This is a genomic window from Streptomyces sp. NPDC050636, assembly GCF_040654775.1.
Lineage (GTDB): Bacteria > Actinomycetota > Actinomycetes > Streptomycetales > Streptomycetaceae > Streptomyces.
This window is the reverse complement of sequence record NZ_JBFAIP010000004.1, coordinates 280,486-298,297: the sequence shown is the minus strand read 5'-3', so window position 1 is coordinate 298,297 and position 17,812 is coordinate 280,486. Positions and strand designations below refer to the sequence as shown.

Annotated in this window: 14 protein-coding genes and 1 pseudogene; 7 read left to right on the top strand and 8 right to left on the bottom strand. The window is 69.7% G+C overall.

Going from position 1 to position 17,812, the window contains the following annotated elements:
- Positions 1-145, top strand: a pseudogene (locus tag AB0I10_RS07235) (IS481 family transposase); the annotation flags it as partial.
- A gap of 78 nt (positions 146-223) precedes the next feature.
- Here AB0I10_RS07235 and uvrA read toward each other — a convergent pair.
- From uvrA to AB0I10_RS07220, 3 genes are all read right to left on the bottom strand, one after another.
- Positions 224-3,331 (bottom strand): excinuclease ABC subunit UvrA, encoded by a 3,108-nt coding sequence (uvrA, locus tag AB0I10_RS07230; RefSeq protein WP_363151321.1) that lies wholly within the window; start codon positions 3,329-3,331, stop codon positions 224-226.
- Between the two features lie 273 nt (positions 3,332-3,604).
- The gene (locus tag AB0I10_RS07225) at positions 3,605-3,790 is read right to left on the bottom strand and encodes a hypothetical protein (protein WP_363151320.1); all 186 of its coding nucleotides are present in this window, start codon (positions 3,788-3,790) and stop codon (positions 3,605-3,607) included.
- Positions 3,791-4,044: 254 nt separating this feature from the next.
- Positions 4,045-4,818 carry a TetR/AcrR family transcriptional regulator gene (locus AB0I10_RS07220; protein ID WP_363151319.1) on the bottom strand — a complete coding sequence of 258 codons (774 nt, stop codon included), beginning with the start codon at positions 4,816-4,818 and terminating at the stop codon, positions 4,045-4,047.
- Positions 4,819-4,866: 48 nt separating this feature from the next.
- Between AB0I10_RS07220 and AB0I10_RS07215 the strand changes: the two genes are divergently transcribed.
- The 3 genes from AB0I10_RS07215 to AB0I10_RS07205 all read left to right on the top strand — a co-directional run bounded on the left by AB0I10_RS07215 (position 4,867) and on the right by AB0I10_RS07205 (position 8,051).
- Positions 4,867-6,465, top strand: a complete 1,599-nt coding sequence (locus AB0I10_RS07215) for an FAD-dependent oxidoreductase (RefSeq protein WP_363151318.1) — start codon at positions 4,867-4,869, stop codon at positions 6,463-6,465.
- A 173-nt stretch (positions 6,466-6,638) separates the two neighbouring features.
- Entirely contained in the window at positions 6,639-7,382 is a 744-nt protein-coding gene (locus AB0I10_RS07210; RefSeq protein WP_363151317.1) for a maleylpyruvate isomerase family mycothiol-dependent enzyme, read from the top strand.
- Between the two features lie 12 nt (positions 7,383-7,394).
- Positions 7,395-8,051 carry an MBL fold metallo-hydrolase gene (locus tag AB0I10_RS07205; RefSeq protein ID WP_363151342.1) on the top strand — a complete coding sequence of 219 codons (657 nt, stop codon included), beginning with the start codon at positions 7,395-7,397 and terminating at the stop codon, positions 8,049-8,051.
- A gap of 126 nt (positions 8,052-8,177) precedes the next feature.
- On the opposite strand, the gene AB0I10_RS07200 is transcribed toward AB0I10_RS07205, so the two are convergent.
- The 4 genes from AB0I10_RS07200 to uvrB all read right to left on the bottom strand — a co-directional run bounded on the left by AB0I10_RS07200 (position 8,178) and on the right by uvrB (position 14,512).
- Positions 8,178-9,188, bottom strand: coding sequence for a TerC family protein (locus tag AB0I10_RS07200; RefSeq protein ID WP_363151316.1), 1,011 nt, complete (start codon positions 9,186-9,188; stop codon positions 8,178-8,180).
- A gap of 295 nt (positions 9,189-9,483) precedes the next feature.
- On the bottom strand, positions 9,484-11,478 hold the full coding sequence (locus tag AB0I10_RS07195; RefSeq protein ID WP_363151315.1) for a TerD family protein: 1,995 nt from the start codon (positions 11,476-11,478) through the stop codon (positions 9,484-9,486).
- Positions 11,479-11,583: 105 nt separating this feature from the next.
- A complete protein-coding gene (locus AB0I10_RS07190) occupies positions 11,584-12,162 on the bottom strand; it encodes a TerD family protein (protein ID WP_363151314.1) in 579 nt (192 codons plus the stop codon).
- A gap of 217 nt (positions 12,163-12,379) precedes the next feature.
- The gene (uvrB, locus tag AB0I10_RS07185) at positions 12,380-14,512 is read right to left on the bottom strand and encodes an excinuclease ABC subunit UvrB (protein WP_363151313.1); all 2,133 of its coding nucleotides are present in this window, start codon (positions 14,510-14,512) and stop codon (positions 12,380-12,382) included.
- 550 nt (positions 14,513-15,062) lie between these two features.
- On the opposite strand from uvrB, the gene AB0I10_RS07180 reads away from it, so the two are divergent.
- The 3 genes from AB0I10_RS07180 (at position 15,063) to AB0I10_RS07170 (ending at position 17,236) form a co-directional block, all read left to right on the top strand.
- A complete protein-coding gene (locus tag AB0I10_RS07180) occupies positions 15,063-15,947 on the top strand; it encodes a glycerophosphodiester phosphodiesterase family protein (protein ID WP_363151312.1) in 885 nt (294 codons plus the stop codon).
- Positions 15,948-16,142: 195 nt separating this feature from the next.
- Entirely contained in the window at positions 16,143-16,646 is a 504-nt protein-coding gene (locus AB0I10_RS07175; protein WP_363151341.1) for a methylated-DNA--[protein]-cysteine S-methyltransferase, read from the top strand.
- Between the two features lie 47 nt (positions 16,647-16,693).
- Complete coding sequence (locus AB0I10_RS07170) at positions 16,694-17,236, top strand: DUF1697 domain-containing protein (RefSeq protein ID WP_363151311.1); 543 nt, start codon at positions 16,694-16,696, stop codon at positions 17,234-17,236.
- Positions 17,237-17,292: 56 nt separating this feature from the next.
- Here AB0I10_RS07170 and AB0I10_RS07165 read toward each other — a convergent pair whose 3' ends face one another.
- Positions 17,293-17,754 (bottom strand): type II toxin-antitoxin system PemK/MazF family toxin, encoded by a 462-nt coding sequence (locus AB0I10_RS07165; RefSeq protein WP_363151310.1) that lies wholly within the window; start codon positions 17,752-17,754, stop codon positions 17,293-17,295.
- Positions 17,755-17,812 lie beyond the last annotated feature (58 nt).

Genomic DNA, 17,812 nt, shown 5'->3' with positions numbered 1-17,812 from the left:
CATCCGGCCCTACACGAGCAACACCGAACGAACCACTGCCCTGGCAGACTTCCTCCACACCTACAACCACCACCGCTGCCACACCGCACTGGACGACAAGCCACCCATCAGCCGTGTGAACAACGCTCCAGGTCAATACACCTAGCGGCTCGGGGCGCAGCCGGGGGTCTACTGACTCTCCGTCAGTTCACCCCGGCCGCGCCCCGCCTGCCCATCAGACGGGTCAGGTCGCCCGACGGGCCCGCGTCGCCGTCTTCTTCGCCACGGCCTTCTTCCCCGCGGCCGTCTTGGCTGCGGTTGTCTTGGCAGCGGTCGCCTTGGTTGCAGACGTCTTGGTTGCAGACGTCTTGGCTGTACCCGTGCGGGCCGTGGCCGTCTTCACCGCATTCGACTTCGCCGCAACCGTCTTCGCCGCCGCCTTCTTCGCCACCGCCTTCTTCGCCGTCGCGGCCTTCTTCACCGGCTTCTCCGACGGCGCGGCATCGCTGACGCGGTCGCCGAGGATCTCCCGCAGGAACTTGCCGGTGTGGCTGGCCGGGACCGCCGCGACCTGCTCGGGCGTGCCTTCGGCGACGATCAGCCCGCCGCCGTTGCCGCCCTCCGGACCCATGTCGACGACCCAGTCGGCCGTCTTGATCACATCGAGGTTGTGCTCGATGACGATCACCGAGTTGCCCTTTTCGACCAGCCCGGACAGCACCGTGATCAGCTTGCTGATGTCCTCGAAGTGCAGACCGGTGGTCGGCTCGTCTAGGACATAGACCGTGCGACCGGTCGAACGCTTCTGGAGCTCGCTCGCCAGCTTCACCCGCTGCGCCTCACCACCGGAGAGGGTCGGTGCGGACTGGCCGAGGCGGACGTACCCGAGACCGACCTCGTTGAGCGTCTTCAGATGCCGGGAGATGGTCGGCACCGCCTCGAAGAAGTTGAGCGCTTCCTCGATCGGCATGTCCAGCACCTCGGCGATGGACTTGCCCTTGTAGTGGACCTCCAGCGTCTCGCGGTTGTAGCGCGCGCCGTGGCAGACCTCGCACGGCACATACACATCCGGCAGGAAGTTCATCTCGATCTTGATGGTGCCGTCGCCGGAGCAGTTCTCGCAGCGGCCGCCCTTGACGTTGAAGGAGAAGCGCCCCGGCAGATAGCCGCGGACCTTGGCCTCCATCGTCTCCGCGAAGAGCTTGCGGACGTGATCGAAGACGCCGGTGTACGTCGCCGGGTTGGAGCGCGGCGTCCGGCCGATGGGCGACTGGTCGACATGCACGACCTTGTCGACCAGATCGTCGCCGTCCACCCGCGTGTGCCGGCCGGGCACCGACTTGGCGCCGTTCAGCTCGCGCGCCAGGTGGGTGTAGAGGATGTCGTTGACGAGCGTCGACTTGCCGGATCCGGAGACACCGGTGACGGCGGTCAGCACCCCGAGTGGGAAGGAGACGTCGATGTCCTGGAGGTTGTTCTCCTTCGCGCCGTGCACCGTCAGCTGCCGGCCCGGGTCGGCGGGACGGCGCATGCCGGGCATCGGGATGGCGCGCTTGCCGGACAGATACTGACCGGTGACCGACTCCTGGTTGGCCAGCAGCTCGGCCAGCGGGCCGCTGTGGACGACCTTGCCGCCGTGCTCGCCGGCGCCGGGGCCGATGTCCACGACCCAGTCGGAGGTCTTGATCGTGTCCTCGTCGTGCTCGACCACGATCAGGGTGTTGCCGAGGTCGCGCAGCCGTACCAGTGTCTCGATCAGCCGGTGGTTGTCGCGCTGGTGCAGGCCGATGGACGGCTCGTCCAGGACGTAGAGCACGCCCACGAGGCCGGAGCCGATCTGGGTGGCGAGGCGGATGCGCTGGGCCTCGCCGCCGGAGAGGGTGCCCGCGGCGCGGTTCAGGGAGAGGTAGTCCAGGCCGACGTCGACCAGGAACCGCAGCCGTTCGTTGACCTCCTTGAGGACCCGCTCGGCGATCTTCTTCTCGCGGGCGTTGAGCTTCATCTCGCGCAGGAAGTCGGCGCAGTCGCTGATCGACATCGCCGCGACCTCGGCGATCGACTTCTCCTGGAGCGTGACCGCGAGCACGATCGGCTTGAGCCGCGTCCCTTCACAGGTCGGGCACGGCACCTCGCGCATATAGCCCTCGAAGCGCTCCCGGCTGCTGTCGCTCTCCGCCTCGCTGTGCCGCCGCTTGATGAACGGCACGGCGCCCTCGAAGGGGGTGGTGTACGCCCGCTGGCGGCCGTACCGGTTGCGGTAGCGCACCTCGATCTGGGTCTTGTGGCCGTGCAGCAGGGCCTTTTTGGCGCGCTGCGGCAGCCCGGCCCACGGGATGTCCGTACGGAATCCGAGGGCGTCCGCCAGCGCGCCGACCAGGCGGCCGAAGTAGTCCTTGGTGTGGCCGTGCGACCAGGGGTGGATGGCGCCCTCGTCGAGACTGCGGTCCTCGTCGGGGACGATCAGCTCGGGGTCGACCTCCATGCGCGTGCCGATGCCGGTGCACTCCGGGCAGGCGCCGAAGGGCGAGTTGAAGGAGAAGGAGCGGGGCTCCAGCTCCTCGAAGGACAGGTCGTCGTGGGCGCAGTACAGATGCTCCGAATACATCCGCTCGCGCTGCGGGTCGTCCGCGTCCAGGTCGACGAAGTCGAGGATGACCATGCCGCCGGACAGCCCGAGCGCGGTCTCGACGGAGTCGGTGAGCCGCCGCTTGGCGGTCTCCTTGACCGTGAGGCGGTCGACGACCACCTCGATGGTGTGCTTCTCCTGCTTCTTCAGCTTCGGCGGCTCGGAGAGCTGGACGGTCTCGCCGTCCACCCGGGCCCGGCTGTAGCCCTTGGTCTGGAGGTCGGAGAAGAGGTCGACGAACTCGCCCTTGCGCTCGCGCGCCAGCGGGGACAGCACCTGGAAGCGGCTGCCCTCGGGGAGCTCCAGCACCTTGTCGACGATGGCCTGCGGCGACTGCCGGGCGATCGGGCGCCCGCACTCGGGACAGTGCGGCTTGCCGATCCGGGCGAAGAGCAGCCGGAGGTAGTCGTAGACCTCGGTGATCGTGCCGACCGTCGAGCGCGGGTTGCGCGACGTCGACTTCTGGTCGATGGATACCGCTGGGGACAGGCCCTCGATGAAGTCCACATCGGGCTTGTCCATCTGCCCGAGGAACTGCCGGGCGTAGGAGGAGAGCGACTCGACATAGCGCCGCTGCCCCTCGGCGAAGATCGTGTCGAAGGCGAGCGAGGACTTGCCCGACCCGGAGAGCCCCGTGAAGACGATGAGGGAGTCGCGGGGGAGGTCGAGCGAGACGTTGCGGAGGTTGTGCTCGCGAGCGCCACGGACGATGAGACGGTCGGCCACGCCGGTCGGCACCTTTCTTGGAAGGAGGGGCGGGAGCCGCGGCTCTGCGTCCGCCGCTCGGTGAGTGAGCAGAGGCGGCGGAGCGAAGAGCGGAGCCCCCGCCCCAGGGTATGGGGACCGCCGCGGCACTGTCTGAGTGATGCCATACACGAGCCTATAGCACGCGCATTCGATTTACGGGGCTCGCAAGCCCTCTTCACCCAAACGTGTGGCGGGCCCGCAACCTTCCCGCCCCAGCCCACTCCCGGAGACCACCGGCGCCGGCACCACAGGCTATGTCTCCTTGTCGCCGCCGTCCGCCGCCCCGGCAGTGCCTGACTCATCGGCCGAAATGGGGCCCTGCTGGGCGCCGCCCTCGGCCTTCGCCGCCTTCTCGCGACGCTTGCGCGCGAATTCCTCGGCCATCCGCTCGGAAGCCAGCCGCATCTCGACTTCCGCCTTGTCCTCGAACTTCTGCACCGCTACCTCCAGAGCCTCGTGGCAACCCCGACGCCTCCCGGAGTGACCGGACACGCTGCTCCGCCCGCCACCCGGACACGGTGCGCCGGCTGATTTCTCACCCGCTTCTGTCAGTGATGCCCGCCACGTCCGGCCGCACCCCGTGGAGGCCGCCGGAGAGGTCACCGATGGTTGCTCACCTCCCCCGTCAACCAGGCTAGTGCGCGCCGTCGCGCACCACCCGGCGCGCAACCCGCACGCCGCCGCTCGCCGTCTCAGCCCCCACCCGGCAGCGCCCGCTCCAACGCGTCGAAGGTCCGCTCCAGCACCGCCGCCTGCTCAACGGCCACCTCGTCCGCCGGGTCACCCCCGAGCTGGCGGGCCGCGGCACCGGCGTACGCCACCCGGTAGGCCGCGACGATCAGGGCCGCGGCCAGGCGCGGATCACCGGAATCGCCGCGACGTTCCCCGGTCCCGCCGCCGGCGGCCTCCGCGAGCAGTCCGGCCAACACGTCCTCGATCTCCTCCACCGCCTCGCGCCCCCGCGCGCGCAGCGCCGGCGACTCCAGCACCGTGCGCCAGAAGTACGTGAAGCCCTCCCCCACCCCGGCCAGCGGATGCCGCCGCGCCAGCAAGTCGAGCGCGAGCCGCCGCAGCGCGGCGAGCGGCGACTCGTCGGCCCCGCGCTCCCGGATCGCGCACGTGATCAGCTGTCGGCCCTCGGGAATGCGGTCGAGGAAGAGATCTTCTTTGCGTGGGAAGTAATTGAAGACCGTCATCGTGGACACCTCGGCGGCGCGCGCGACCTCGGCGACGGTGACGTTGTCGAAGCCGCGCTCGATGAACAGCAGCGTCGCCTCGCCGGAGATCCGTTGACGGGTCCGCAGCTTCTTGCGTTCGCGCAGCGTCAGCCGGCCGCCGTCCGCCACGTAGCCGGTCTCCGTGCCACCGGTCTCCGCGTCACCGGTCTCCGCCTGCTCACGACCGGCACCGCCCGCCCGGCCGTCGGCCCACTCCTTGTCGTCCCGATCCCGCATCTCATCCGCCATGACCTGAATTTTAGCCGCAACAAATTTTTAGTCACTACACTAATCTCCATGAAGCATGACGCAGACGTAGTCGTGGCAGGGGGCGGCCCGGTGGGGCTGATGCTCGCCTGCGAACTGGCACTGGCAGATGTCCCGGTCGTCGTCCTTGAGCGGCTGACCGAGGTGGATACGACGATCAAGGCGGGGGCGATCAACTCCCCGAGCGCGGAGGCCTTCTACCGCCGCGGGATGCTGCCCGACCTGGCAGAAGTGCAGCGCGGCGCCATCGAGAAGTTCAGCTCGTTCCTGCGGCAGCGGCAGGCGGCGGGCGCGTCCGGGGTGCGGCAGCCGCCGAAGTTCGCCGGGCACTTCGGGGGCATCATGCTGCGCGGCGACCTGCTGGACGAGTCCGACCCGGACTTCGGCGCGGCCGGGCCGGCCGGCGATGTCGGCCTGGTACCCCAGGAAGCCCTCGAAAGGCTGCTCGCCGCCCGCGCCGCGGAACTCGGCGTCGTACTGCGCCGCGGTGTGCACCTGACCGGCTTCGACGCCGGCGAGGACGGGGTGACCGTGCACACCTCGGACGGCTCGCTGCGGGCCGGCTGGCTGGTCGGCTGCGACGGCGGACGCAGTACGGTCCGCCGGCTCGCCGGGTTCCCGTTCCCCGGCACGGACCCCGAGATCACCGGCCATCAGGCCATCGTGGAGATGACCGGCGCCGACGCCCTGGGGGCCGGCTGGAACTGGACGGACACCGGGACGTACGTCCACGGCCCGATACCCGGCCGGATCCTCACCGTGGAGTTCGACGGGCCGCCCGCGGACCGCGAAGCCCCCATCACCGCCGAGGAGTTGCAGACGTCCCTGCGGAAGGTCTCCGGAGTGGAGGACGTCACGATCACCAAGGTGCACTCCGCGACCCGCTTCACGGACAACGCCCGCCAGGTGCCCGACTACCGGGCGGGGCGGGTGCTGCTGGCCGGCGACGCGGCGCATGTGCACTCGCCGTTCGGCGGCCAGGGGCTGAATCTCGGCATCGGCGACGCGATGAACCTGGGCTGGAAACTGGCCGCGACGGTGCACGGCCGGGCGCCGGAGGGGCTGCTGGACACGTATACGGCCGAGCGGCACCCCATAGGAGCGTGGGTGCTGGAGTGGACCCGCGCCCAAGTGGCGCTGATGCGGCCGGAGTCGCACGCCCGCGCGCTGCGCGGCGTGATCGCCGAACTGACGGAGACGGTCACCGCCACCACCTTCTTCGCAAAGAAGATCTCCGGCGTCCGGCAGCGCTACGACCTGCCCGGCGGTCATCCGCTGACCGGCCGCAGCGCCCCCGACCTCGAACTGTCCGACGGCAGCAGGCTCGCGGACCAGTTGCACGGCGGGCAGGCGCTGTTGCTGGATCTCGCCGACGATCCCGATGTGCGCAAGCGCGCCAAGGGTTACGGCGACCGGGTGCGGGTGGTCAGCGCCGCCTGCCCGGAGCGGCCGGGCCTCGCCGGCCTCTTGGTGCGCCCGGACGGGTGCACGGCCTGGGCGGCCGACGTAGCCGATGACGCTCCCGCCGGTCCCGTAGGGGCCTCCCCCGACGACGTCCCGACCGCTCTGGACGAGCTGGAGGCCGCGCTGCGCCGGTGGTTCGGGACGCCCGACGCCGCGGCGGCCTGAGGGACCTGAGGGACCAGCCCGGGAACGCGGCGGGTTCGGGCAACCACGGGACGGCACACCGGCGTCCCCCTGGCCCCGCCGCGCTCCGTCCGCCCCTCCCGCACCACCCGCGTACGCCGCGGATCCGTGCCGGCCGACTCCCGAACTCGCCGTCGCGGCGCTAGCGTCGGACCATGACCATCACCCCGCCAGACTTCCCGCACGATGTGGCTGCCGTCCGCGAGGCCACCGACCGACTCCTCGTCTCGGTGGCCAAGCTGGACGATGCGGCGATCGGCGAACCGTCCCTGCTCCCGGAGTGGACCCGCGGCCATGTACTGGCCCATCTCGCGCGCAATGCGGATGCCCTGGTCAACCTCCTGACCTGGGCGCGTACGGATGTGCCCGCGCCGATGTACGCCAGTGCCGAGGCCCGCGACGGCGATATCACCCGGGACGCCGACCGCCCGCTGGCCGAGCATCTGGAGGACCTGCGGCAGAGCGCCGCGCGGTTCGACGCGGCGGCGGACGCCCTGCCCGAAGGGCGTCGGGTGTACGAGGTCGAGATGCGCAACGGCGTCATCGAGCGGGCCGACCGGCTACCACTGCGGCGGCTGGCCGAAATCGAGCTGCACCACGTCGATCTGGGCGTCGGCTACACCGTCGACGAACTGCCGGCCTCGTTCCTCGACAGCGAGCTGGCGTTCCTGTCCACGGTGAAGTTCGCCGGGCACCCGGACCTGCCCGCCCTGGAGCTGCGTACGGACGACGGGCGGCGGTGGCGCACCGGGCGTACGGACACCGGGGCGGGCGGCGAAGCCACTCCCGTGGTGGTATCGGGCCCGGCGGCGGCGCTGGTCGGCTGGCTCACCGGGCGCGGCGACGGCCGCGAACTCGACACTCCGGGCTCCACACTGCCCGCCATCCCGCCGCTTTAAGGTGGTCCCATGATGGCCTACAGCGGAGCGGTGAAGGTCGGCGGACCGGCCGACGTGCACGAACTGACCGACCTGATGATCTCGAAGGTCGCGGTCGGTCCGACGAACAACAACGCCTATCTGCTGCGGTGTCGTGCGACCGACGAGCAGCTGCTGATCGACGCGGCCGCCGAGCCGCACACCCTGCTCACGCTGATCGGCGACAGCGGCATCGCATCCGTCGTCACCACCCACCAGCACGGTGACCACTGGGGCGCGCTGCGCGAGGTCGTCGATGCGACGGGCGCGCGGACCTACGCCGGGCGGCACGACGCCGAGGGCATTCCCGTCCCGACGGACGTGCTGGTCGACGACGGCGACACCATCACCGTCGGCCGCGTCGAACTGACGGCACGCCATCTGGTCGGCCACACCCCCGGCAGCATCGCGCTGGTCTACGACGACCCGCACGGCGCGCCGCACCTGTTCACCGGGGACTGCCTCTTCCCCGGAGGCGTCGGCAACACCTGGGGCGACGCGGAGAGGTTCGCCAGCCTGCTCGACGGCGTGCAGACCAAGCTCTTCGGCCAACTGGCCGACGAGACCTGGGTGTATCCGGGCCACGGTAACGACACCACGCTCGGCGCCGAGCGGCCACATCTCGCGGAGTGGCGGGAACGCGGCTGGTAGCACTCACGGAGCTACCAGCCGGCGGCGGGAATGGAGCTTCACGTGGCCGGCGCGGCGTATCACGTCAACTACTGAGGCGGCCCGCCGCAATGCGAACGGGCCGCCGTCAGATGTGCGCCAAGTGCGTCAGACGTCGATGCTGTCCTTGGGCTTCGCGAGTTCCGCGGGCTCCGCCGACTTCGCCTCGGCCGCGGCCTGCTTGCTGGAGGCGCGCAGGCTGGTGATCGTCGTGACGACGAGGACCGCGCAGATGACTCCCAGCGAGACCGGAATGCTGATCTCCGGAACACTCACCCCGGACTCGTGCAGGGCATGCAGCACCAGCTTCACCCCGATGAAGCCCAGGATGATCGACAGCCCGTAGGAGAGGTGGACCAGCTTCTTCAGCAGACCGCCGATGAGGAAGTAGAGCTGACGCAGGCCCATCAGGGCGAATGCGTTGGCGGTGAAGACGATGTACGGGTCCTGGGTGAGGCCGAAGATCGCCGGAATGGAGTCCAGCGCGAAGAGGACATCGGTGGTGCCGATCGCCAGCATGACGATCAGCATCGGCGTCATCAGCCGCTTGCCGTTCTCGACGATGAACAGCTTGGTGCCGTGGTATTTGTCGGTCGACGGGAAGCGCTTCTCGACCATTTTCAGGAAGCGGTTCTCCTCGAATTCCTCGTCCGCTTCCTCGGCCCGCGCCTCCTTGATGAGCTTCCACGCGGTCCAGATGAGGAACGCGCCGAAGATGTAGAACACCCAGGAGAAATTGGCGATGATCGCGGCGCCCGCGCCGATGAAGCCGGCCCGCAGCACCAGCGCGATCAGCACACCGACCATCAGCACACGCTGCTGATAGATCGTCGGGACCGCGAACTTGCCCATGATGAGCACGAAGACGAAGAGGTTGTCGACGCTCAACGACTTCTCGGTGATAAAGCCGGCGAAGAATTCACCGGCCGGTGCGCCGCCGCCGAACAGCAGCAATCCGAGGCCGAAGAGCGCGGCAAGCGCGATCCAGACACCGGTCCAGATTCCGGCTTCCTTGATGGAGACCTCGTGCGGTTTACGGCCGCCGATGAAGAAATCGGCGGCTATGAGGGCGCAGAGACCAAGAATGGTCAGCACCCACAGGGTCAGGGAAACGTCCATTGCTCCTCCGGCAGAGTCGTACGGCACTCACAGCGTCGTCGCTGCCGGAGGTCTCTTCCGCCCGCATGAATGACGGGCCGACGCCCCGGGATCTCGTGAAGCTCATCAATCCGTGTTGACGGGTGCGCCGCAGCAGGAATACTCCCCTCCGCACCAAGAAGGGTAAAGGAAAGCCAAGTAATAGTAAAGAAAAGGGTAAAGGCGCTGGTCAGGATGGGTTGAGGGATTGTCTGGGGAATCTGGCGGCGGCCGTGGGACCGGGGCCGAGCGAAGAGATCCGGGCGGCCCCGGGACGTCAGCGGCGGGCCTCGGCGAGCCGGCCCAGGACCTGGTGCACCACCTGGCTGCCCTTCGGGACGAGCGGCGGCTCATACGTCCAGGCATGCCCGACCCAGGGGTCGGCGAGATGCGCGTCGGGCACCGGCGTGATCCGCAGCAGAGCACGCCACAGCGGGTCCAGGACCGGGCCGTACTCCTGGCTCTGGGCGCGGTCGGCGACCATCATCAGATGCACCCCGACCGACGGGCCCTCGTCGGCCAGATAGCGGAGCTGGGTGAGGGCGCGGTCGTCGAAGCCGTGCGGGAAGTCATGCACGATCAGCAGCTGTTCGGCGGTGTCGACGTCCGGCGGCAGCGAGTCCGCGGCCCGGTTGCGCACGGCCATCTGGACGAGATCCACCCGCCGGGTCAGCGCTTCCAGGACCGTGGCCACACCCGCGGCCCCGGTCGGCGGGACCTCGCGCAGCGCGCCGGTCTCCAGCAGCGGGGCGAGCGCGGGGGCCGCGGTCCCGCCCGGGTCGATGACCTGGACCGCGAACTCGCCCGCGGGGTGGACGGCGAGCAGCCGGGCGGCGATGGCGACGGCCGTCTCCATGGCGAGCCGGCCGAGCTCGGCCTCGTCCGGCGGCCCGTCCGTGAGCGCGCTGCCCAGCTCCCGCCGGCCGTACTCACGCTCGGGCCCGGGACCGCTCCACTCGTAGGAACCGGGCCCGCTGTCGATCCACAGCCCGCGTTCCAGAGGGAGACGTACGAGCATGGGGATGCGCAGATCCAGCACCTCAGGGAGGCGCAGATCGCCCAGCCGCAGCGCCATCGGGCGCTCCAGCGGAACGTGGTAGCCCTGCCAGACCGGGTTGTCCCAGCGGGCGAGGGCGGGCGGCAACGCGGGCTCCACGACGTCCGCTTCGGCCGTGAGCTGTGCGAGATCACGGTCGAGGGCGGCGCGGGCCTGGGCGATGAGGGAGGCGTGCTTGTCGCGGGCGGTGGCGCGCGCGACGTCGGCGGCCGTGCCGAGGCGGTTGCGCGGGTCGCTGAGCGCCTTGTCGAGCTCCTGCTCCAGCCTGGACTCGGCGAAGTCGGAGGCACTGCGGTAGGCCGCGACCGAACGGGCCAGGTCCTCGAACATGCCCCAGACCTGGTTGTAGAGCCGCTCTTCCATGCTCCATCCGGAGGCGTCGCCGGCCACCGGCGCCGGGGCGCCGTCGGCTCCCCCCGACGGGGCGTTCGCGCCTGCCGGGGCGGGCACCGGCTTGGGCTCGGTGCGGCGCTTCGGGTGCCGGTAGTCGATGGGGCCGCCGTTCGACGGGGCGGCGGATGCCGGGGTGTCCGCGGCGGGACCGTCCGCAACCGGGGTGTCCGCCGGGGCCGGACGGCCCGTGGCGGCCCCGGCCGACGCGCCCGCCCCGGGCTGCTCGGACCGGCTCGCCGCCACGGGGGCCGGCGCGGGAACCGCGCGTGCCTGCCCCAGGCTCACCGCTTCCTCGATCTCCGCGGCCAGCTCCGCCGCCTGCGGCAGGCCCTGATCGCGCAGCATCGCGACGAGGCCGTCGGCGTAACCCTGGCCCACGGCACGCACCTTCCAGGCGCCCTGCCTGCGGTACAGCTCCACGGCGACGACGGCGGTCTCGGCCCCGAGACCGGTGACGGTGTAGCCGGCGATACCGGTGCCGTCCAGGCCGGTGACCACGACGGAGGGCGCGGCGGCCGCGCCGAACCGGGTCAGCCCGCCGATACCGATGGGCAGCGCCAGCAGCACGCTCACCCGGTGCACGGCCTCGGACAGCGCGTCGAGGTCCACCGCGATGCGGTGCTCGGCGGCGGCCTGACGGGGAACCTCGATTCCGGTACGGCGTGGCGCCGCCGGGTGGGCGACGGCCTCGGTGCCCAACAGCCTGCCCTGCTCGTCGCCGAGGGTGACCCCGACAATGACGGGCCCGCCCGCCGCGACCCGGATCTCCACACGGGTCCGGTCCAGTGGATGGTTCTGCCCCCGGACCAGCTCGGCCGTCATCGAAGTTCCCCCTAGTTGTCGTACGTACCGGACCGGGCGACGGGCACACGGCCCGGAGTGCGGCGGCCGCGCGGCCCGGTGCGCGCTGCCGCTACGGCGTGCCTGCTACAGGTACGGCACCATGGCCGGCACGACGTCCTGGAACGTACGGCCGTTGGAGGGCTCACCGATGGCGGTCATCGCCCAGCCGTTGCCCGCGCGGTGCACCTTGGACATGATCTGCGCGGTGTAGTTGCCGCCGCCCGTGAGGGTGTAGCGGGCCAGCTCCTGGCCGTTGGTCTCGTCGACCAGACGGCAGAAGGCGTCCTGCACCTCGGTGAAGCTCTGACCGGTGAACGAGTTGACGGTGAACACGATCTGGTCGATGTGCACCGGCACCCGCGCCAGGTCGACCAGGATCGCTTCGTCGTCGCCGCCCTGGCCCGCGCCGCCGACCACGTTGTCGCCGGTGTGCCGGACCGAGCCGTCATCGCTGATGAGGTGCTGGAAGAAGACGACGTCGATGGGCTTCTTGTCGGCGAACAGCACCGCCGAGGCGTCGAGGTCGATCTCCTGCGTACGCCGCCCGAACAGGCCACGGCGCGGCGCCGAGCGCCATCCGAGCCCCATCCGCACCGCGGTCAGCGTCCCTCCATCGGACTTCTGCAGGCTGATGCCCTGTCCCTTGGACAAATTGACCGACACGCGCCGTCCCCTCTCTGTACTGCTCTGAAACTGTCCCCGCCCGCCTTTTGGCGACCCCCTCGACCCTACGCACCAGGGCGGGCCGACGACGCATCAGCCCCACCGTTTGTGGCGCTTCTGCAACACTCAGGCCGCCCGTCGTGCGGCGAAACCCTCACCCCGGGGGCGGGCGTCTTCCGCCGGACGGACCAACGGACACGCGCGCCCCCGCTGCCCGTCACCTCACCCCGGCCTCCCTCATCTGCCGCAGTTCCTTCTTCAGCTCACTCACCTCGTCGCGCAGCCGGGCGGCGACCTCGAACTGCAGCTCGGCCGCGGCGGCCCGCATCCGCTCCGTCATCTCCTCGATGAGCTCGGCCAGTTCGGCGGCGGGACGGTCCGTCAGGGGCGCGCCGGCCTTGGCGGCCTTGCCCTTCGCCGCCTTCGCACCGAGCGCCGGGACCGGCGCCTTGCCCTTGGCCTCCTTGGCCTCGGTCCCCTTCCGGAATCCCGTGCCCAGCAGCTCCTGGGTGTCGATCTCCTCGCGGGCGATCGTCGCGACGATGTCGCCGATCTTCTTGCGGAGCGGCTGCGGGTCGATGCCGTTCTCCTTGTTGTACGCGAGCTGCTTCTCCCGGCGGCGGTTGGTCTCATCGATGGCCTTCTCCATCGCCGGGGTGATCTTGTCGGCGTACATATGGACCTGGCCGGAGACGTTGCGCGCCGCACGTCCGATCGTCTGGATCAGAGCGGAACCGGACCGGAGGAAGCCTTCCTTGTCGGCATCCAGAATCGCCACCAGGGAGACCTCGGGGAGGTCGAGGCCCTCACGCAGCAGGTTGATGCCCACCAGGACGTCGTACTCGCCCGACCGCAGCTCGCGCAGCAGTTCCACGCGCCGCAGGGTGTCCACATCGCTGTGCAGATAGCGGACCTGGATGCCGAGCTCCAGGAAATAGTCCGTCAGGTCCTCGGCCATCTTCTTGGTGAGGGTGGTGACCAGGACCCGCTCGTCCTTCTCCGTACGCGCCCGGATCTCGTGCACCAGGTCGTCGATCTGCCCCTCTGTGGGCTTGACGACCACTTCGGGGTCGACCAGGCCGGTCGGGCGGATGATCTGCTCCACGAAGCCGTCGCCCCGCGCCAGCTCGTACTTCCCGGGGGTCGCGGACAGGTAGACGGTCTGGCCGATGCGCTCCAGGAACTCTTCCCACTTCAGCGGCCGGTTGTCCATGGCGGACGGCAGCCGGAAGCCGTGCTCGACCAGGGTGCGCTTACGCGAGGCGTCGCCCTCGTACATGGCGCCGATCTGCGGGACGGTGACATGCGACTCGTCGATGACCAGGAGGAAGTCCTCCGGGAAGTAGTCGATGAGGGTGTTGGGCGCGGAGCCGGCCTCACGGCCGTCCATGTGCATCGAGTAGTTCTCGATGCCGGAGCAGGAGCCGATCTGGCGCATCATCTCGATGTCGTACGTGGTGCGCATCCGCAGCCGCTGGGCCTCCAGCATCTTGCCCTGCTTCTCCATCGTGGCGAGGGTGTCGGCCAGCTCGGCCTCGATCCCGGCGATGGCCCGCTCCATACGCTCGGGGCCCGCGATGTAGTGGCTCGCCGGGAAGATGTACAGCTGCTGGTCGTCGCTGATGACCTCACCGGTGAGCGGGTGGAGCGTGGACAGCGCCTCGATCTCGTCGCCGAACATCTCGATCCGCACGGCCAGCTCTTCATAGACCGGGAAGATCTCGATGGTGTCGCCGCGGACCCGGAACGTACCGCGGGTGAACGCCACGTCGTTCCGGGTGTACTGGATGTCGACGAAGCGGCGCAGCAGCTGGTCGCGGTCGATCTCGTCGCCGATCTTCAGCGGCACCATCCGGTCGACGTACTCCTGCGGAGTACCCAGGCCGTAGATGCAGGACACCGATGCGACCACGACGACGTCACGCCGGGTGAGCAGTGAGTTCGTCGCGGAGTGGCGCAGCCGTTCGACCTCCTCGTTGATGGAGGAGTCCTTCTCGATGTACGTGTCGGACTGCGGGACGTACGCCTCGGGCTGGTAGTAGTCGTAGTAGGAGACGAAGTATTCGACGGCGTTATTGGGCAGCAGTTCACGGAATTCGTTGGCGAGCTGGGCCGCGAGGGTCTTGTTGGGCGCCATGACGAGCGTCGGGCGCTGCAGCTTCTCGATCATCCACGCGGTGGTCGCCGACTTGCCGGTGCCGGTCGCGCCCAGCAGGACGACATCCTTCTCACCCCCGCGGATGCGCCGCTCCAGCTCGGCGATGGCCGCCGGCTGGTCGCCATTGGGCTGGTAGGAGCTGACGACCTCGAAAGGCGCCACCGTGCGTTCGATCTTCGATACGGGCCGCATGGGATCCACCGTACGACCCACCACTGACAACCGGCGTGGCAGCTGCTCCGACCAGCGGTTTCGCTGAGGGCTCGGGGCTGCGGGGACGTCGCGGCTTACGCCGGCCGGCTCGGCCGGCGGCGGCCGCGGCCCGGTGACCGGCACCTCGCGTGTCCCCTGCGGTCCCTTCCTTGTCTCTTGTTCCAGTGTCTCCTGTTCCGCGTCTGCCGTGTGCTCCCTGTGCACTCGCCCGCAGCCAATAGCTGCGGCCATCACGGGTCGCAAGTCCAAAACCGGTCAGAAGGGCGATGGGTGACGAACCGTCGGCCGAGATGCGCGGATGCCGTGGCTCCGGCAAGTTGGACGACGTCGGGGCGTACGTCTGTTGCACGGCCATTCCGGGCATCCCGTAACGGCGTCGCTCAAACACGTAACACCGGCCACTTCTTGTTCAATATCTGGCCATCGCACGCCTACCTCCCGCTCCAGCCAGGCTGCGAACCTCTGCCCGTCCGAACGGTTTCACGTCGCTTCACGTCAGCTCACGTCCACGACGTCACGAGGAGTCCGTATGCGTATTCGCCCTGTCGCCACCGTCGTCGCCGGTGCGCTCCTGGGTCTGTCCGCGCTCGTCCCCTCCGCAAGCGCCGCCCAGACCTCCACCGACAAGCACCGAACGGTGACGGTCGCCCATCGCGGTGCCTCGGCGTACGCACCCGAGAACACGCTCGCCTCGATCGACGCCGCCGACCGGCTCGGGTTCCGCTGGGTCGAGAACGACGTCCAGCGCACCAAGGACGGCGAGCTGGTCATCCTCCACGACAACACGCTCGCCCGGACGACGGATGTCGAGCAGGTGTTCCCGGACCGCTCGCCCTGGAAGGTCGCGGACTTCACGCTCAACGAGATCGAGAAGCTGGACGCGGGCAGCTGGTTCAGCCCGGAATTCAAGGGTGAGCGTGTGCCCACCCTTGAGGCGTACATGGACGAGGTCGAGAAGAACAGCCAGAAACTGCTGATGGAACTCAAGTCGCCGGAGCTCTACCCCGGCATTGAGCTGCAGACCCTCGCCGAGCTGTACGACGCGGGCTGGCTGGACAAGAGCCATGTCAAGCGCCGCCTGGTCATCCAGAGCTTCAACGCCGACACCATCAAGAACGTCCACCGCCTGCATAAGGACGTCAGAACGGGCTTCCTCGGCAACCCATCGGTCGCCGACCTCCCCAAGTACGCGGAGTACTGCGACCAGATCAACCCGCACCACCGGGCGGTCACCGCTGACTACATCGCCGCCGTGCACGGACTGAGGGGCCCGCACCGCCGTCCGATGGAGCTCCACACCTGGACCATCGACGACGGTCCGACGGCGGTCAAGGTCGCCGAAATGGGCGTCGACGGCATCATCACCAACAAGCCCGACGTGGTGCGCGACGCGCTGGAGAACAGCGGCCGCTGAGCACGCGGCCGACGCCGAGCGGGCACGGGCGCGTGCGTCCGGCCCGCTCACCGTCGCATTGTCAGTGGTGGGTCCTACGCTGATCACGTGAAGAATTCAGAGCGGGAGCCAGAGCGGGATCCAAGGTCGGCGACACCGACGGACGCGGGTCCGCACGCAGGGCACCCGACCCCGCGCGACTGGGGCTGGACGCAGCTGGAGACCCCCATCGGCCCCCTGCTGCTCGCCGCGACCCGGGAGGGCCTCGCCGAGGTCGTCTTCCATTCCGACGGGCCGACGACCCGCCGCGCACTGACCCGTCTGGAGCAGCTCTTCGGCGCGGCTCCGCTCCCGGAGATACCCCATCTGGAGACGGCGGCCACTGAACTCACCGCCTATTTCGCCGGCGAGCTGCGCGCTTTCACCGTCCCCCTGGACTGGTCGCTGACCTCCGGATTCAACGCCCGGGTCCTGCACGCCCTCGCCGCCGACGTCCCGTACGGCAGCGTCGTCGGCTATCAGGACCTCGCCGACCGGGTCGGGGAGCCGGGGGCCGCCCGCGCGGTGGGCGCGGCGATGGGCTCCAATCCGCTCCCGGTCGTCGTCCCCTGCCATCGTGTCGTGGCGAGCGACGGCGGAATCGGCGGCTTCAGCGGCGGTCTGGAGACCAAGCGCCTGCTGCTGGCGCTCGAAGGTGTCCTCCCTGCGCCCCTGTTCTGACCACTTCCGGTTCCCCGCCGACGTCCGGCCCTACGAATGGCAGTGCCATGTCCCGTCAGATCGCCCTGCTCCGCGGCATCAACGTCGGAGGCCATAACTCCTTCCCCAAGGCGCGGCAGCTCGCGCTGGCCGAGTCCCTGGGGTTCGAGGATGTCTCCGTCCTGCTGCAGACCGGCAATATCGTCTTCGCCGATCCCGGTACGCGGCCGGAGGAGACCGCCCAGGCCATCGAGGACCGTATCTCCGCCGAGCTGGGACTGTCGGTGCCGGTCATGGTCCGTACCCGCGACGAGCTGGCCGCCACCATCGCCGCGAATCCCTTTCCGCAGGCCGTACCGGAGCCCAAGAGCCTGCATGTCACGTTTCTGTCGGCGGTGCCCGCCGACACCGCCCAGCTGGACGCGCTCGATCTCGCCGCGTTCGCACCGGACCAGTTCCGGCTGGTCGGCCGGGAGCTGTATCTGTGGTGCCCCCACGGAATAGGCCGTTCCAAGCTCGCCGGGGTGGTGAGCCGCGCCCCGCTAGGGGTGACGGCCACCGCGCGCAACTGGAACACCGTCACCAAGCTTCTGGCCTTGGCGGACGCCTGAGGTCCCGGTGAGCCCGTGAGCCGCGCCCGGCAGCGGCCGGGCGCGGCGCTGTGCCCTCAGTGCCAGCCGTAGCGCTCGCGGAGCCGGTTGACGACCAGGTTGAAGCGGCCCCGGTCCAGTGCGCAGGCCTCGCGCCGCATCCCGTCGGGATGCACCCGCAGCACCCGGTCCACGTCGACCCACGAGTCGCGCCCCGCGCGGTCCCACGGGCCGGCCCCGATGGCGACCCATTCCCGGTCGTGGCTGTGCCGCTTGCTGGAGAGCTGCACGGCCAGCAGCGTCCCGCCCGTTTCGCGGGCGACGACCAGCACCGGCCGGTCCTTGCCCCGGCCGTCGTTCTCCTCGAAGGGCACCCAGGTCCACACGATCTCGCCGGGGTCCGGGTCGCCGTCGTGGTCGGGTGCGTAGGACGTTCGTATGGTGCCGACGGCGCGGGGCCGGGCTTCCACGGTCGCGGTGGGCCCCTGGCTGCCGGGCGGCGCCGTGGGCTCGTCGGATGCGTTGAATGAAGTGGTCACGCGCCCACGCTAGCCGCCGGTGCGAAGACGCTGATCGGCGGTCAGTGGGCGGCGGGCG

Coding starts and splice junctions, on each gene's coding strand:
- AB0I10_RS07200 (WP_363151316.1), bottom strand. CDS start 9,188: ATGGACGTTTCCCTGACCCTGTGGGTGCTGACCATTCTTGGTCTCTGC.
- AB0I10_RS07180 (WP_363151312.1), top strand. CDS start 15,063: ATGCGTATTCGCCCTGTCGCCACCGTCGTCGCCGGTGCGCTCCTGGGT.
- uvrB (WP_363151313.1), bottom strand. CDS start 14,512: ATGCGGCCCGTATCGAAGATCGAACGCACGGTGGCGCCTTTCGAGGTC.
- AB0I10_RS07195 (WP_363151315.1), bottom strand. CDS start 11,478: ATGACGGCCGAGCTGGTCCGGGGGCAGAACCATCCACTGGACCGGACC.
- AB0I10_RS07215 (WP_363151318.1), top strand. CDS start 4,867: ATGAAGCATGACGCAGACGTAGTCGTGGCAGGGGGCGGCCCGGTGGGG.
- AB0I10_RS07170 (WP_363151311.1), top strand. CDS start 16,694: ATGTCCCGTCAGATCGCCCTGCTCCGCGGCATCAACGTCGGAGGCCAT.
- AB0I10_RS07220 (WP_363151319.1), bottom strand. CDS start 4,818: ATGGCGGATGAGATGCGGGATCGGGACGACAAGGAGTGGGCCGACGGC.
- AB0I10_RS07210 (WP_363151317.1), top strand. CDS start 6,639: ATGACCATCACCCCGCCAGACTTCCCGCACGATGTGGCTGCCGTCCGC.
- AB0I10_RS07205 (WP_363151342.1), top strand. CDS start 7,395: ATGGCCTACAGCGGAGCGGTGAAGGTCGGCGGACCGGCCGACGTGCAC.